At 71.9% G+C, this 15,747-nt stretch carries 13 protein-coding genes; 2 read left to right on the top strand and 11 right to left on the bottom strand.

The genetic code is table 11. The features are described from left to right. Nucleotides 1–5 precede the first annotated feature (5 nt). The 4 genes from infB to IR212_RS05310 form a co-directional block, all read right to left on the bottom strand. Nucleotides 6–2,798 carry a translation initiation factor IF-2 gene (gene infB / locus IR212_RS05325; RefSeq protein WP_228479496.1) on the bottom strand — a complete coding sequence of 931 codons (2,793 nt, stop codon included), beginning with the start codon at nucleotides 2,796–2,798 and terminating at the stop codon, nucleotides 6–8. A 90-nt stretch (nucleotides 2,799–2,888) separates the two neighbouring features. Then, nucleotides 2,889–3,077 carry a YlxR family protein gene (locus IR212_RS05320; protein ID WP_237684557.1) on the bottom strand — a complete coding sequence of 63 codons (189 nt, stop codon included), beginning with the start codon at nucleotides 3,075–3,077 and terminating at the stop codon, nucleotides 2,889–2,891. Nucleotides 3,078–3,183: 106 nt separating this feature from the next. Next, on the bottom strand, nucleotides 3,184–4,173 hold the full coding sequence (nusA, locus tag IR212_RS05315) for a transcription termination factor NusA (RefSeq protein ID WP_194397924.1): 990 nt from the start codon (nucleotides 4,171–4,173) through the stop codon (nucleotides 3,184–3,186). Nucleotides 4,174–4,275: 102 nt separating this feature from the next. Then, complete coding sequence (locus IR212_RS05310; RefSeq protein ID WP_194397923.1) at nucleotides 4,276–6,183, bottom strand: lipase family protein; 1,908 nt, start codon at nucleotides 6,181–6,183, stop codon at nucleotides 4,276–4,278. A gap of 129 nt (nucleotides 6,184–6,312) precedes the next feature. On the opposite strand from IR212_RS05310, the gene IR212_RS05305 reads away from it, so the two are divergent. Together IR212_RS05305 and IR212_RS05300 are read left to right on the top strand one after the other, a co-directional pair. Continuing rightward, entirely contained in the window at nucleotides 6,313–7,149 is an 837-nt protein-coding gene (locus IR212_RS05305) for a DUF1206 domain-containing protein (protein WP_228479495.1), read from the top strand. 80 nt (nucleotides 7,150–7,229) lie between these two features. After that, nucleotides 7,230–7,751, top strand: coding sequence for a pyridoxamine 5'-phosphate oxidase family protein (locus IR212_RS05300; protein ID WP_194397922.1), 522 nt, complete (start codon nucleotides 7,230–7,232; stop codon nucleotides 7,749–7,751). Between the two features lie 15 nt (nucleotides 7,752–7,766). Here IR212_RS05300 and IR212_RS05295 read toward each other — a convergent pair whose 3' ends face one another. The 7 genes from IR212_RS05295 to ispG form a co-directional block, all read right to left on the bottom strand. After that, nucleotides 7,767–8,810, bottom strand: a complete 1,044-nt coding sequence (locus IR212_RS05295) for an LOG family protein (RefSeq protein ID WP_194397921.1) — start codon at nucleotides 8,808–8,810, stop codon at nucleotides 7,767–7,769. Nucleotides 8,811–8,854: 44 nt separating this feature from the next. Continuing rightward, the gene (locus tag IR212_RS05290) at nucleotides 8,855–10,654 is read right to left on the bottom strand and encodes a proline--tRNA ligase (protein WP_194397920.1); all 1,800 of its coding nucleotides are present in this window, start codon (nucleotides 10,652–10,654) and stop codon (nucleotides 8,855–8,857) included. Between the two features lie 40 nt (nucleotides 10,655–10,694). After that, on the bottom strand, nucleotides 10,695–11,888 hold the full coding sequence (locus IR212_RS05285; protein ID WP_194397919.1) for a hypothetical protein: 1,194 nt from the start codon (nucleotides 11,886–11,888) through the stop codon (nucleotides 10,695–10,697). Next, nucleotides 11,885–12,421: an RNA polymerase sigma factor gene (locus IR212_RS05280; protein WP_228479494.1), complete on the bottom strand. Its 537-nt coding sequence runs from the start codon at nucleotides 12,419–12,421 to the stop codon at nucleotides 11,885–11,887. The genes IR212_RS05285 and IR212_RS05280 overlap by 4 nt, the downstream gene beginning before the upstream one ends. A 66-nt stretch (nucleotides 12,422–12,487) precedes the next feature. Next, a complete protein-coding gene (locus IR212_RS05275; RefSeq protein WP_194397917.1) occupies nucleotides 12,488–13,699 on the bottom strand; it encodes a benzoate/H(+) symporter BenE family transporter in 1,212 nt (403 codons plus the stop codon). A gap of 9 nt (nucleotides 13,700–13,708) precedes the next feature. Continuing rightward, a complete protein-coding gene (locus IR212_RS05270; RefSeq protein ID WP_194397916.1) occupies nucleotides 13,709–14,593 on the bottom strand; it encodes a phosphotransferase in 885 nt (294 codons plus the stop codon). Continuing rightward, nucleotides 14,593–15,723, bottom strand: a complete 1,131-nt coding sequence (gene ispG, locus IR212_RS05265) for a flavodoxin-dependent (E)-4-hydroxy-3-methylbut-2-enyl-diphosphate synthase (RefSeq protein WP_194398541.1) — start codon at nucleotides 15,721–15,723, stop codon at nucleotides 14,593–14,595. The genes IR212_RS05270 and ispG overlap by 1 nt, the downstream gene beginning before the upstream one ends. Between the last annotated feature and the right edge of the window lie 24 nt (nucleotides 15,724–15,747).

The following is a 15,747-nucleotide window of genomic DNA, read 5'->3' as shown; positions in this document are numbered from 1 at the left end:
CGCGACTACGCGCGGGGCTTCTCGACCATCTCGGTGGTCTCGATCTCGTCGCCCACCTGGATGTCGTTGTACTTGCCGAGGCCGATACCGGCTTCGAAGTCCGTGCGGACCTCAGTGACGTCGTCCTTGAACCGGCGCAGCGACTCGATGGCCAGGCCGTCGGCGATGACCACGCCGTCGCGGATGACGCGCGCCTTGGCGTTGCGCGTGATCGTGCCCGAGCGGACGATGACACCGGCGATGTTGCCGAACTTCGAGGAGCGGAACACCTCGCGGATCTCGGCGACACCCGACTGGACCTCTTCGTACTCCGGCTTGAGCAGGCCCTTCAGCGACTGCTCGACGTCATCGATCGCGTTGTAGATGACGGAGTAGAACCGGACGTCCACGCCCTCGCGGGTCGCGCGTTCGCGGGCCTTGGTGTCGGGGCGGACGTTGAAGCCGATCACAATCGCGTTGTCGATCGTGGCCAGGTTGATGTCGGACTCGGTGATCGCGCCCACACCACGGTGGATGATGCGCAGCTGCACCGAGTCGTCGACCTCGATCTTGAGCAGCGACTCCTCGAGCGCCTCGACGGCACCCGACACGTCACCCTTGATGATGAGGTTGAGCGACTCGACCTTGCCCTCTTCGAGAGCGCGGGTGAAGTCCTCGAGCGAGATGCGCTTGCGGGCCTTGGCCAGCTGGGCGTTGCGCTCGGCGGCCTCGCGCTTCTCGGCGATCTGGCGGGCGGTGCGGTCCTCCTCGGTCACGATGAACGTGTCGCCGGCGCGCGGCACCGAGTTGAGACCCTGCACCTGCACCGGACGCGAGGGGTAGGCCTCCTCGACCGCGTCGCCGTTCTCGTCGATCATCGCCCGCACGCGGCCGTAGGCCGTGCCGGCGACGATCGCGTCACCGACGCGGAGCGTTCCGGACTGGATGAGGACGGTCGCCACCGAGCCGCGGCCCTTGTCGAGCTTCGCCTCGATCGCGACGCCGCGGGCATCCTTGTTCGGGTTGGCGGTGAGGTCCAGACCCGCGTCCGCGGTGAGCAGCACCGCGTCGAGGAGCTCCTGGATGCCGGTGCCCTGGCGGGCCGACACGTCGACGAACAGCACGTCGCCGCCGTACTCCTCCGCGACCAGGCCGTACTCGGTGAGCTGCTGGCGCACCTTGGCAGGGTTCGCCTCGGGCTTGTCGACCTTGTTGACGGCGACCACGATCGGGACGTTTGCCGCCTGCGCGTGGTTCAGCGCCTCCACCGTCTGCGGCATGATGCCGTCGTCGGCGGCGACCACGAGGATCGCGATGTCGGTGACCTGCGCACCACGGGCACGCATGGCGGTGAACGCCTCGTGACCCGGGGTGTCGATGAAGGTGATCGCGCGCTCGATCTCGTCGTGTTCGGTCCAGACCTGGTACGCACCGATGTGCTGCGTGATGCCGCCGGCCTCACCGGCGACCACGTTGGTCTGGCGGATGGCGTCGAGCAGTCGCGTCTTACCGTGGTCGACGTGCCCCATGACGGTCACCACCGGAGGCCGGATCTCGAGGTCCTCCTCGTTCTCCGCCTCCAGCTCGGCCTCGAGGTCGAGACCGAAGCCCTCCAGGAGCTCCTTGTCCTCGTCCTCGGGCGAGACCATCTGGATCTTGTAGCCGAGCTCCTCGCCGAGCACCTCGAAGGTGGCCTCGTCGAGCGACTCGGTCGCCGTCGCCATCTCACCCAGGTTGAACAGGATGGTCACGAGCGTGCCGGGCTGCACGGTGTAGCCGCGCAGCGCCTCGAGCTTGTCTGCGAAGTCGGCGATCGACGCGCCGCGGCGCAGGCGGATGATCTCGCCGTTGCCCTTCTGGACATTGACGCCGCCGACGACCGGCGCCGACCGCATCTCGAATTCCTGGCGCTTCGCCCGACGCGACTTGCGCTGCTTCGACTTGCCGCCGCCCTTGCCGAAGGCTCCGGCGGTGCCACCGCCGGGTCCGCGGCCACGACCGCCGCCGCCGGGACGACCGGCGAACCCGCCGGGCGCACCGCCGCCGGGGCGCTGGAAGCCGCCGCCCGCACCGCCACCGGCGCCGCCGGGACGACCGGGGCCGCCGGGACGCTGCTGGAACGGCGCACCGGGACGACCGCCGCCACCGGGACGACCGGCGCCACCCGCGCGCGGAGCGCCCGGGCGCGGGGCTCCGGGTCGGGGCGCCTGCGGGCGGGGGATGTTCCCGGGTGACGGGCGCTGGCCCATGCCCTGCGCCGATGCGAAGGGGTTGTTGCCGGGACGCGGGCCCGCGGGACGCTGGCCCATGCCCTGCGACGACGCGAACGGGTTGTTGCCGGGCCGCGGGGTGCCGCCCGGGCGCGGGGGCTGGGGGGTTCCCGCGGCCGGACCGGGCTTGGCGGCACTGGGAGCGGCCGGGGCGCCGGGCGCCTTCGCCGCCGGAGCGGCGGCAGCCGGAGCAGCCGGGGCGGCGGGGGCGGATGCCTCGGCCGCCGGGGCGGCCGGCGTCGCCGGAGTGCTCGGACGCGCGGGTCCGGGTTTGACGGCCGGGCCGGGCTTGGCAGCGGGCGCACCGGGCTTGGCAGCGGGCGCGCCGGGCCTGCCGGCAGCGGGCTTCGCCGCGGGTGCGGCCGCGTCAGCGGCCTTGCCCGCGCCGTCCGCCTCGAGGGCGGCGCGGAGCTTGCGAGCCACCGGGGGCTCGATGGTCGACGAGGGGCTCTTGACGTATTCGCCGAGCGCCTTCAGCTTCTCGAGCGCGACCTTGCTGTCGACGCCGAGCTCGGAAGCGATCTCGTGCACGCGTGGTTTGGCAGCCACAATTCTCCTGTCTGGGTCCACCCAGACAGGGCAGACCGTTAATCGCGGACGGGTCTCATTTCGAGCCGTTCACTTTGTTTCCATAGCCGTTCAGCCTTTTCGCTGGATGTGCTTCTCGATGGTCTGCGTGTCAAGCGGGCCTGACACACGCAATGCCCGCACGAAGGCGCGGCGCCGGATGGCGGCATCCACGCACTCACGCGTCTCGTGCACCCACGCGCCCCGTCCGGGCATCGATGCACGCTCGTCGGGGACGAGGACGGAATCGATGGAGACCACTCGCAGAAGAGTGGACCGGGGAGCGCGCGTGCGGCATCCGACGCACGTTCGTACGGCTTCCATTCTACACGCCCGGGCTGGGAGCTCGGCGACCCGCCGGGGCAGGTCAGCTGTCCTCGAGGATGCTGTCGGGCTGGATGTCGATCTTGGCGCCGGTCAGCTTCGCGGCGAGCCGCGCGTTCTGCCCCTCCTTGCCGATCGCGAGCGACAGCTGGTAGTCGGGGACGAGTGCGCGCACCGCCTTGCTCGCGGCGTCGAGCACGAAGCTGGAGGTGACCTTCGCGGGCGAGAGGGCGTTCGCCACGAACTTCGCCAGTTCCGGGTCGTAGTCGACGATGTCGATCTTCTCGCCGCCCAGCTCCTCGGTGACCGCGCGGACGCGGCGGCCCAGTTCGCCGATGCAGGCGCCCTTGGCGTTGATGGAGGGATCGTTGGCCTTGACCGCGATCTTGGTGCGGTGGCCGGCTTCGCGCGCGAGCGAGACGATTTCGACCAGACCCGCGGGGATCTCGGGCACCTCGAGCGCGAACAGCTTTCGGACGAGACCGGGGTGGGTGCGCGACACGGTGATCGAGGGGCCCTTCGCGCCCTTGGCCACCGACGTCACGTAGACGCGCAGGCGCGAGCCGTGGGCGTAGTCCTCTCCGGGGACCTGCTCCTCGGGCGGGAGGATCGCCTCGACGGTGCCGAGGTCGACATGCACCATGCGCGGGTTGGGGCCCTGCTGCACGACGCCGGCGACGATGTCGCCCTCCTTGCCGCGGAACTCGCCGAGCACGGCGTCGTCGGCGATGTCGCGCAGCCGCTGGCTGATGACCTGCTTCGCGGCGAAGGCGGCGATACGCCCGAAGTCCTCGGGAGTGGACTCCTCCTCGCCGATCACGGCGCCCTCGTCGTCGCGCAGCGGGATGAACACGGCCACGTGACCGGTCTTGCGGTCCAGTTCCGCGCGTGCGCCCTCCGGCAGCTCCCCGGTGGGCGAGGTGTGCTTGGCATACGCGGTCAGGATCGCCTGCTCGATGATCCGCACGAGCTCATCGAACGGGATCTCCTTCTCGCGCTCGACGGTCCGCAGAAGTCCGAGATCGATGTCCACAATGGCCTCCGTATTCAGCTCTCACCGGCACGTCGCCGCGCCGGAACCCTCCAACATTACCGGATGCCGTCTCCCCCGGTGCGGTCGGCCGCCCGCGTGCGCTCACGACGGACAGTCGTTGACGTGCGTGTCCTCGCGCGCGAAGCGGGCGTCGGTCCAGTCGATGATCACCGGCACGAACGCCGAGCCGGGAAGGAGGGGCCGGAGGTGGTCGTAGCCCCGGTACTCGAGGCTGCGCACCTGCTCCCCCTTTGCGCACAGGCGGTCGACGAACTCCTGCTGCAGCCGCGGCGGGATGACCTCGTCCTGGTCGCCCCACGCGACGAGGATGGGCTGGTCCCAGGGACCGGTCGGGGTGTTGTCCTCCAGGCGCCTGCCGAGCGGTCCGGCCGTGAGGTCCGCGACGTACAGCGGGCGGTCCTCCGACACGCCGAGCGCGGTCGCCACCGAGACGACGACGCCCGGCTCGGAGGGACAGCGCTGCGTCATCTCGCGGACGATCGCCTCCGAGCCCGGAGCGATGTACCGGTTCAGGTCGACGTCGGGATAGGTGTCGGCGTAGGGCACGAGCACCCACGAGATGAGGATCGACAGCAGCACGCCGGCGTCGCCTCGCGTGAGCTCCTCGGCGAGCGCCAGCGGATCGGCCGCGGGTGCGAGCACAGCCGTCCCGCGGATGTCGAGATCCGGGGCGTAGTCGCCCGCGATCTGCGACATCCACAGCGCCGCGTGACCGCCCTGCGAGTGGCCCCACGCGACGGTGCGGCTCGACAGCGTGAGGCCCTCCAGCTCGTCGGCGGCCAGGACGGCGTCCAGCGACGAGCGCGCCTCGCCCCGGCCGATGAGGTAGGGGAAGACGCCGGGGGCGCCCTGGCCGGAGTAGTCGGATGCCACGACCACCCAGCCTTCGGCCATCGCGCGGTCCAGACCGGGGATCGCCCACCTCGTCGCCGAGGCGTCCCGCAGGCTCGGCGCGCACCCCCGCGCGACGCCGGTGGTGCCGTGGTTCCAGGCGACCACGGGGCGCGGACCCGGCGGCGGATCCTGCGGAGAGATGACGAGCGCGCTGGCGGTGGCCGGCTGCCCGAGAGCGTCGCGCGTCGTGTAGAGGATGCGCCGCACCTCGGCATCGGGCGGCTTCTGCCCCGAGAAGTCGTCGGAACGGATCAGCCGTCCGTGCTCGTACGGCACGACCTCGGGCGGATCGTAGAACGCGTCCACCACCTGAGCGCCGTCCTCGAACCAGGAGTTGGCCCACCACCCGCCCGCGACGAGGCCGAGCAGGATCGCTGCGAGGGCATAGCGGCCGGCGGCCAGCCACCCGGCGCGGGCTCGGGAGGCCGGCCCCGGCGGAGTGCGAGGACCGGCGGGGCGCGCCGGGCCGGGGGGCGCGGCATCCGTCCCCGTCTTCCCGGCGCGGGTCCGGGCGTCCGACGGCACGGTGCGCCGGCCCTCCACGAACGCGCGGACGGCGCGCACCAGCAGCGTCGCGCCGAAGACGATGGTGCGCACTCCGAACACCACCGCGACGACCAGCACCGTCACATCGGGCCACGCGTACGCGAGGACGCCGAAGGCGATCTGCGCACCGCCCCACACGGCCGCCAGCACCCGCTGGCTCACGGTGCCGCGGGCGATCGCGTCGTAGAGCGACGCCAGGCCGCCGAGGACGAGCAGGACGGCGATGAGCTCGGGCAGGAGCTCGAGTGTGCGCCCGAGTCCGAGGAGAATCGCCAGCCCGAGCGCGAGCCACACCGAGCCGAACAGCAGGCGGGACCACAACGGCGTCTCGGGTGCGGAGAACACGCGCGCCAGGCCGGAGAAGATCGCACTCAGGCCGACATAGATCGTCAGCAGCAGCAGCGAGGTCAGCGGCCGCGTGACGATCAGCAGTCCGGTCAGAAGAGCCAGGGCGCCCACGACGACCAGCACGACCGGAGAGGCACCGCGGACCACGCGCGGGACGATGCTCCATCCGGACGGCGCCTGCCTGCGGTCCGCGCGGATCATCCGCCTCATGATAATCCAGCGGCCTTCGCCGCCGTCGGGCTGCGCACGGACCCGCCGAGAAGGTCAGGCCGCGGCGCATGCCGTCGTCAAGTCCCTGCGCAGGAGGCGGCCGCGGTCTACCGTGAGGGCGTGGAGAGCGGCGACGGCGTGAAGGAGAGTGCCAAGCAGCTCGCGCGCGATGCGGAGTCGAACTCCGTGTTCGAAGTCCTGGCGCGAGCCGGCTACGTGGCCAACGGCGTGATCCACGCGATCATCGGGATCATCGTCCTCGTCATCGCCTCCGGCGGCGACGGCGAGGGAGACCAGGCCGGCGCGCTGAAGGCGGTCGCGAGCGCGCCCGCCGGTTTCGTGCTGCTGTGGCTCGTCGCCGTGGGGCTGTGGGCGCTGGCCGTCTGGCACGCCGGCGAGGGACTGCTGGCCCACGACTGGACGGGCGACACGAAGGGCGCCGCGCGCAAGTGGGGGCGGCGAGTGGCGGAGTGGGGACAGGCCGCGGTGTTCGCCGCTCTCGGTGCGATCGCGGCGGCCGTCGCGCTGGGCGCTCGCCCCGACGGCGAGCAGGCCGCGGAGGCGGGGAGCCAGGTGCTGCTGCGGATCTGGGGGGGATCGATCGTCCTCTTCCTCATCGGTCTCGGCATCGGCATCGGCGGCATCTCCTTCATCGTCATGGGGGTGCTGCGCAGCTTCCGCAAGCGGATCGAGGTTCCCGACGGCGCGCTCGGACGCACCGTCACCGTTCTCGGCATCGTGGGCTTCGTGGCGAAGGGCATCGCCCTGGCGATCGTCGGCGTGCTCCTGGTGATCGCCGCCCTCGGCACCGACGCCGAGACGGCCGGGGGGCTGGACGGCGCCGTGGACGCGCTGCTGGACCTGTTCCTCGGGCCGGCGCTGGCGTGGGTGGTGGGCCTCGGGCTCATCGCGTACGCCGTCTTCACGGTCGCACGGGCCCGCCTCGCCCGGATGTGATCAGCGCGGCCCGCTAGGACGAGGCATCCGCGGTGTCAACAGTCTGGAGCGCTCGCCCGCAGCAGACGAGGCTTGCAGACATGACGAACACAGACGAAGATCTCGTGACCGGTCCGGAGGCGATCGCCCGCGTGAAGGAGCTCGTGGAGGACATCGACTTCACGATGCTGACCACGCGCGACACCGCCGGCAATCTGGTCAGCCGCCCCATGAGCACGCGGCAGATGGACGATGCCGGCGACATCTGGTTCTTCACGCTCGCCGGCACCGCGAAAGTGGCCGAAGCGCAGGCCGACCCGCAGCACGACGTCGGGCTGTCGTACCTCGATCCCAAGGGCCACCGCTATGTCTCGGTGGCGGGACGCGCGGAGGTGGTCCGCGACGAGGCCAAGATGAAGGAGCTCTACTCCCCCGATCTCGACATCTGGTTCGAGGACGGCCTGGACACACCCGGCATCGTGCTGCTGCGCGTGACGCCGGTCGAATGCGAGTTCTGGGAGCCGAAGCACGGGAAGCTCGTGACGGCCGCGGGCATGCTGAAGGCGCTCGTGACCAAGGACACCCCCGACGACACCATGTCGCACGGCAGGGTGAGCTGCTGACCCAGCGAGCCGAGGTCAGCCCGCCGGCGCCGATTCGAGGGCGTTGACCGCTCGGATCAGGCGGTACAGCTCTCCCACCCGGAACTGGTTCAGCCGCAGCACGAGCCGCGGCAGGTCGACGCGGTCATCGTCCTCGCGCTCGACCGTGAGAGCGCCCCGGCGCTCGATGCCGCCGTCTGTCAGGAGCGCGCGGAACTGCCGATTCAGGGCGGCCAGCTCCGCGTCGGTGGGCTCCGCCTTCAGTCGCAGCACGAGGCGCTTGCCCACCCACCGCAGCGAGTCGTAGTTGCGGTAGAACCCGGTGAGCTCGTCCACCGCCTCGGTCACCGAGTCGGTGATCAGCACGCGGTCGAAGTCGCCGGGCGAGATCACCCCCGAGGTGAGCAGGTGCTCGTCGACGAAGCGCCGCAGGCCCGCCCAGAATCCGCCGCCGGGGGCGTCGAGCAGGACGATGGGCACGGGGTCGGCCTTGCCCGTCTGCTGCAGTGTCAGCAGCTCGAACATCTCGTCGAGCGTGCCGAACCCCCCGGGCACGCACACGAACCCGCGCGACTCCTTCACCAGCATCAGCTTGCGCGTGAAGAAGTACTTCATGGCGACGTTGCGCGCGCTCTCGCCGAGGACGGCGTTCGGCTTCTCCTCGAACGGCAGCCGGATCGAGACCCCCAGGGAGTGGTGAGGGCCGGCACCCTCCGCGGCGGCCTGCATGATCCCCGGGCCGGCGCCGGTCACGACGAGCCACCCGCGCACCGCGAGCGCAGCGGCCACCTCCGACGCCTGCCGGTACAGCGCGTCCTCGGGGCGCGTGCGCGCGGAGCCGAAGATGGTGGCCTTGGGCGCGTCGTCGTAGGGCGCGAAGAGCCGGAACGCCGCGCGCATCTCGGTCAGCGCGGAGCTGGCGATCTTGAGGTCCAGCCGGTCCGCGCCGTCCATGCCCAGGCCGATCCCGGTCGTCAGGATGCGCGCGACGAGGTCCGCGTTGTCGCTGATGCCGGCGTCCGCGAGGATGCGCCGTACGTCATCGGTGACCTCGGGCGGGACGACGGTGCTTTCGCTCATGCCTCCACGTTGCCACGTCCGCGACGCTCCGGGGCGATCCGGCCTCAGCGGGCGGAGAGGCGGGCGGCGGCATCCGCGACAGCCACGACCTCCCGCTCACCGGTGCGCCGGTCCCACAGCTCGACCTGGCCGTCGGCTGCCCCGCGGCCCACAATGACGATGCGCGGCACCCCGATGAGCTCGGCGTCGCCGAACTTGACCCCCGGCGACACCTTGGGCCGGTCGTCGTAGACGACGTCGAGACCGGATGCCTCGAGCTCGGCCGCGAGCGACGCCGCGAGGTCGTACGCCACCTGGTCCTTGCCGGTGGCGACCACGTGCACGTCGAACGGCGCGACGGCCGCCGGCCAGATGAGCCCGCGTTCGTCGTTGTTGAGCTCGGCGATGATCGCGAGGATGCGCGTGACCCCGATGCCGTACGAGCCCATCGTGACGGTGACGAGCTTGCCGTTCTCGTCGAGGACCTTCAGCCCCAGCGTCTCGGCGAAGAAGCGCCCGAGCTGGAAGACATGGCCGATCTCCATGCCGCGCGCCAGCTCCACCGGGCCCGACCCGTCGGGAGCCGGATCGCCCGCGCGCACGGTGGCGACCTCGACGAATCCGTCGCCGGTGAAATCCCGTCCCGCCACGAGGGTGTGCACGTGCTTCTGGTCGATGTTGGCGCCGGTGACCCAGGCCGTGCCGTCGACGACCCGCGGGTCGAGCAGGTACCGGATGCCGGTCGCCGACTCCTCGCCGAGCACCGGGCCGGTCTCGGACCACGGGCCGATGTACCCCTTGACGAGGAGGGGATGGCGCTCGAAGTCCTGCTCGGACGCCGGCTCGACGGCCGCAGGGGCGAAGGCCACCTCGACGCGCTTGTCGTCGACGTCGCGGTCGCCCGGGATGCCGACGATGACGAGTTCGCGACGTCCGTCGACGTGCGTGAGGGCCAGGACCACGTTCTTGAGGGTGTGCGCGGCCGTCCACCGCGTCACCCCTGCGGTGGCGGGACCGGCGATGCCCGGCTCCGGCGCGTCGAGGTGCGCTTCGGCGTGGGCGACCAGCGTCTCGATCGTCGGCGTGTCCGGAGAGTCGAAGATGACGGGGGCTCCCAGCCCGTCGGAATCGATCGCGTCCGGTGCCACCGTCGTGAACGCCTCGACGTTGGCGGCATAGCCGCCGGCGGACCGGACGAAGGTGTCCTCGCCGACGGGCGTCGGGTGCAGGAACTCCTCCGAGCGCGCACCGCCCATGAGTCCGTTGTCGGCGGCGACGATGACGTACTCCAGGCCCAGCCGTTGGAAGATGCGCTCGTAGGCGTCGCGCTGCGACTGGTACGAGGCATCCTGACCCTCGTCGGTGTAGTCGAACGAGTACGCGTCCTTCATGGTGAACTCGCGGCCGCGCAGCAGGCCGGCGCGCGGACGCGCCTCGTCGCGGTACTTGTCCTGGATCTGGTAGATCATCAGCGGCAGGTCCTTGTACGAGGAGTACAGGTCCTTCACCAGCAGCGTGAACATCTCCTCGTGCGTCGGCGCCAGGAGGTAGTCCGAACCCTTGCGGTCCTGCAGGCGGAAGATGCCGTCGCCGTACGACGTCCATCGTCCCGACGCCTCGTAGGGCTCCCGCGGCAGCAGCGCCGGGAAGTGCACCTCGTACGCACCGGCGTTCGTCATCTCCTCGCGGATGACCGCCTCGATGCGCGCCTTGACCCGCAGCCCCAGCGGCAGCCAGGTGAAGACACCGGGCGCGGCGCGTCGGATGTATCCGGCGCGCACGAGCAGCCGGTGGCTCGTGACCTCGGCGTCGGCGGGGTCTTCACGGAGCGTGCGGAGGAAGAAGTGCGACAGACGGGTGACCACGAGGGACAAGTCTAGGGCGAGCGGATGCCGCCGCCCGGCGTCACGGGTGCAGCCCCGCAAGGAGCGTCCCGGTCAGCGGCAGGGCGTCGGTGGTGGCGCGGGTGATGTCGGGCGTGACCATCAGCACGTTCACCCCGTCGGTGGCCACGACGACCGAAGCCGACCCCTCGTAGCGGTCGAGCCCCGGCGCGACGACTGCCGCCTGGGCGCCCGCCACGCTCACCGGCTGTGCGCCGTCCGCGGCCAGAGCGGTGGGGAACGCGATCGCGCCACCGGGCACGACGTCGACGCGCACCACCTCTCCCCTGCTGGTGTCGCCGTCCCCGGAGGTGAAGTGAAGCTCGCACCAGCTCGTGGCCCCGGCGAACAGGGCGATGCCCTCGAGACTGTCGGTCGCCTCGCCGCGGCTGCTCTGCGAGAGCAGCGCGACGCGCTCGAACCCGTACGAGCCGGGATCGACGGATGCCGCCAGCTCGGCGCAGTCCGGCAGCGCCCACCACTGCGCCGTGCGCACGGCGGGGCTCGGTGCCGGGTGATTCGCCAGCCGCGCGGAGGCGTCGGCGAAGAGACCCTCGACGCCCGCGGCCGTCACGACACCGGCATCGCCGGCGGCGCGCACCACCATCCAGGTGCCGCCGGCCAGACCGGCCGCCGCGCACTGGACGCGGGAGCCGTCCTCGATCGGCGTGCAGCCGGTCGGCGTGCCGGCGCGCAGGTCCTCGCCGACCACCGCCTCGGGGTAGGCGAACAGGTGCGCGGTCGCGGCGAGATAGGCGCCGTCAGAGACCCACACGCAGTCGATCCCGCCGAGCACCTCGTTGGCACCCGTCTTCCAGCGGTAGTCGGACCGCACCATGTCGATCCCGGTCACGGACTCGACGGCCGCGTCGTCGAGGGCGTTCGCGCACTCGCCGGCGAACGGAGTGACCCCCTGGGCCGGAGCGGCCGGGGCGGTGGGCTCGGGGGCCGGCTCCGGCGTCGGGGTGGGCGTGGGCGTCGGTGTCGGCACCGGCTCCGTCTCGCTCACCGTGGGGGCCGGGGCGGGCCGGGCGTCCGAACCCAGCAGCGCCGCGGTGGTGACGGCTCCGCCGCTGACCACGCCGATGAGGACGAGTGCGACGGCGCCTGCCGCGATGCGCACGCGGCGGTCGCCGGCGGGGCGGATGCGCTGGGCGCCCGCGAGGACGAGGTCGCGCATCTCGCTGTGCTCCCGCGGCGTCAGGTCGTCGTTCATGCCCATGCTCCCTCGATGGATGCCATCTCCTCGCGCAGCCTCGCCTTGGCCCGGGCGAGACGCGACTTCACGGTGCCGAGGGGGATGCCGAGCGTCTCCGCCGCAGCCCGATCGGGGTAGCCCTCGAGCACCGTCAGCACGACGACGCTCTGCTCCCGGGCCGGCAGCCGCTTGAGCGCGGCGAGCACGCCGCTCTCGTCCGGGCCCTGCGGCGGACCGGCGTCGGCCGCCGCCGGCGTCCGTGCGAGCAGCGACCGGTACCGGCGGCCGGAGCGCTCGAGGTTGCGAGCGCAGTTCGACACCGCGTTCAACAGCCAGGGCAGCGGCGAACCGTCCACGAGCCGCACCGACTCGCGTTTGCGCCACAGTTCGAAGAAGCCGATCGTCACGGCATCCTTCGCGTCCTCCCGTGCGGTGAGGAGGCGGCGGGCGTGCCGGAAGAGACGCGCCTCGTGGCGATCGAACAGCGCCGCCAGCGCGGCTTCGTCGCCGGCCAGCACCCGTCCCCACAGGGCCGCGTCATCATCGTCCATACCCTGTAGTGTCCGCATTCGGCCGGATGGTTCCCACCCCTCCTGGTGGGACGACCGCGGTCCTCCTCACCGGATGCGGCGGCCCAGGTGCAGCACCTCGCGCACGACGAGTCCCGCGACGAGTGCCCAGAATGCCGCGCTCACGCCCGCCACGGCGATCCCCGACGCCGCGACGAGGAAGGTCACCACCGCCGGCAGGCGCTCCCCCGGGTCGTCGATCGCCTGCTGCACCGATGATCCGAAGGCGGCGAACAGCGCGAGCCCCGCGACCGCGGGGACGACGGCCGCCGGCGCGACCACGACCAGCGCGACCAGCGCCGCCGACAGGCCGCCCAGCACCATCCCGCTGATCCCGGTCGCCACCCCGGCCACCCATCGGCGGTCGGGATCGGGGTCGGCGTCGGGAGCCGCAGCGAGGGCGGCGCTGATCGCGGCGAGGTTGATGGCGTGCCCGCCTGCGGTCGCGCCGACGGCCGTGCCGACCCCGGTCACCAGCATCGCCGGGCGCCACGGCACCCGGTAGCCGAAGCTGCGCATGATCGCGACGCCCGGGACGTTCTGCGACGCCATCGTCACCAGGAAGAGCGGCAGCGCGAGCCCCACCACTGCTCCCAGCGTCAGCGTGGGCGCGGTGAACTCCAGCCGCGGCACGAACAGCGCCGGGTCGAGGGCTGCGCCGGTCGCGGCCACATCGACGGCGACCACGACGGATGCCGCCACGAAGGCCAGCGGCACCGCCCACCGAGGGGCGAGACGGACGAAGACGAGCCACGTGAGCACGACCGGGACGACGCCCCACGGATTCGCGACCAAGCCGGTGACGGGCGCGAGGCAGAGCGGAAGCAGCACGCCCGCGAGCATCGCCTGGGCGATCGAGGGCGGGATCCGGGCGATCAGCCGTCCCAGCTGCGGCCAGAGCGCCGTCAGCAGGATGAGCGCCGCGGTGACGAGGAACGCGCCGACCGCGGCGGGCCAGCCGCCCTCGACGGCGCCCGTGGCGGCCAGCACCGCGGCGCCCGGCGTCGACCACGCCACGGTGATCGGCATGCGATAGCGCCACGCCAGCAGGAGACCGGAGGCACCCATGGTGAGGCAGAGGATGAGCAGTCCACTCGCCGCCTGCGCGCGATCGGCCCCCACGGCGTCCAGACCGGTCAAGACGACGGCGAAGGAGCTCGTCACCCCGACGAGCGCCGTGACGATGCCCGCCACGATCGGACGGGACAGCGGTGCCGACGCCGGCGGCGGTGCGCTCGCGGCGGACTCAGCGTCGGTCATGACATCGGATCATGCCATGGCGGGTGCCTGCGGCCCGGCGCCGCCCGACTCGAGCTCAGCCAGCACGTCGCGGATCATCCGGTGTCCCTGCGCCTCGAAGGCGCCGTCGCGGACCTGGTGCGCCCAGGCAGCGGTGGCGATGGCCTCGCGGAGTCGCATGAGCAGCCAGTGCTCCGGATGGCGGGGGTCACGGCCGTATCCATCGAAGAACGCCGCCTCGCACTCCGGCGCCGCACGCCACTCCTGAGCGGCCAGCCGCACGAAGTCGGTCGCGGGCGGGCGGAACGCGAACCGGCCGAAGTCGATCACCCGCACGAGGCGCCCGTCCACGAGCCAGTTCCGCGGCTGCCAGTCCCCGTGCGTCGGCACGAGATCGGCCTCCACCGGGGCGAGGGACGACAGCGCGTCGCGCAGCCGCGCCTGGGTGTCACCGGCTATCGCGTGCTCGCCGTCAAGCCAGGCGAGCGCACGGCGAGTGGCCGCGGCATCCGTTCCCTCCGAGGGGCGCGACGCCTGGTCGTGGAAGGCCCGCAGAAGTTCGCCCGCACGGCGGTGGACGTCCGGGTCGGTGGCGGCCGGCGTGCGGTACGCGAGCCGGCCACCCAGCAGGCCCATGACGAGCACGCGCGAGCCGCGGTCCGCGTGGAGCAGGCGCGGCGCGCGTGCCGCGCGTCCCCACGCGGCGACGAAGCCGCCCTCGTACGCGTCCAGCTCACGGGCGAGATGGTGGTCGCCCGGCCCTGCCGCCTTGACGATGAGCTCCCGGCCGTCGTGGCTTGCGCGCAGCACGACGGTGCCGGAGTGGCTCCAGCTCAGGTCGTCGACGATCTCGACGCCCGGCAGCCACGAGGCCACCCGCGCCCGCTGCGCCGCCGACAGGCGGCCGAGGCCCATCAGGCCGTGACGACCTGTGCGGTGCCGACCGGCGCGCCGGGGCCCATCTCGTCGGCGATGCGGTTCGCTTCCTCGATGAGGGTCGCGACGATGTCGGCCTCGGGCACGGTCTTGATCACCTGCCCCTTCACGAAGATCTGCCCCTTGCCGTTGCCGGATGCCACCCCGAGGTCGGCCTCGCGCGCCTCGCCGGGTCCGTTCACGACGCAGCCCATGACCGCCACGCGGAGCGGCACCGTCATGTCCTTCAGTCCCTCGGTGACGGAGTCCGCGAGCGAGTACACGTCGACCTGCGCGCGACCGCACGACGGGCACGACACGATCTCGAGCTTGCGTTCGCGCAGGTTGAGCGACTGCAGGATCTGGTGGCCGACCTTGACCTCCTCGGCTGGCGGCGCCGACAGCGAGACGCGGATGGTGTCTCCGATGCCCTCGGCGAGCAAGATGCCGAAGGCCGTGGCCGACTTGATCGTCCCCTGGAACGCGGGGCCCGCCTCGGTCACTCCGAGGTGCAGCGGCCAGTCGCCGCGCTCGGCCAGCAGTCGGTAGGCCTTCACCATCACGATCGGGTCGTTGTGCTTGACCGAGATCTTGAAGTCGTGGAAGTCGTGCTCCTCGAAGAGAGAGGCCTCCCACACCGCGCTCTCGACGAGCGCCTCCGGGGTCGCCTTGCCGTACTTCTCCAGCAGGCGCCGGTCCAGCGAGCCGGCGTTCACGCCGATGCGCAGCGACACCCCGGCATCTCTTGCCGCCTTCGCGATCGCGCCGACCTGGTCGTCGAACTTGCGGATGTTGCCCGGATTGACCCGCACGGCGCCGCACCCGGCGTCGATCGCCTGGAAGACGTACTTCGGCTGGAAGTGGATGTCGGCGATGACGGGAATCTGGCTCTTCTTGGCGATGATGTGCAGCACGTCCGCGTCGTCCTGCGACGGCACCGCGACGCGCACGATCTCGCAGCCCGAGGCGGTGAGCTCGGCGATCTGCTGGAGGGTCGCGTTGATGTTCGTCGTCGGCGTCGTGGTCATCGACTGCACGCTCACGGGGGCGTCGCCGCCCACCAGCACCTTGCCGACCTTGATCTGTCGGGTCTTGCGGCGAGGGGCGAGGGTTTCGGGGACCTTGGGCATCCCCAGATTCACGGCGGGCACGGA

Origin of the sequence: Microbacterium atlanticum, assembly GCF_015277815.1 — a bacterium.
Lineage (GTDB): Bacteria > Actinomycetota > Actinomycetes > Actinomycetales > Microbacteriaceae > Microbacterium > Microbacterium atlanticum.
The sequence above is the reverse complement of the archived record's forward strand: the minus strand, read 5'-3'. Positions and strand labels throughout refer to the sequence as shown.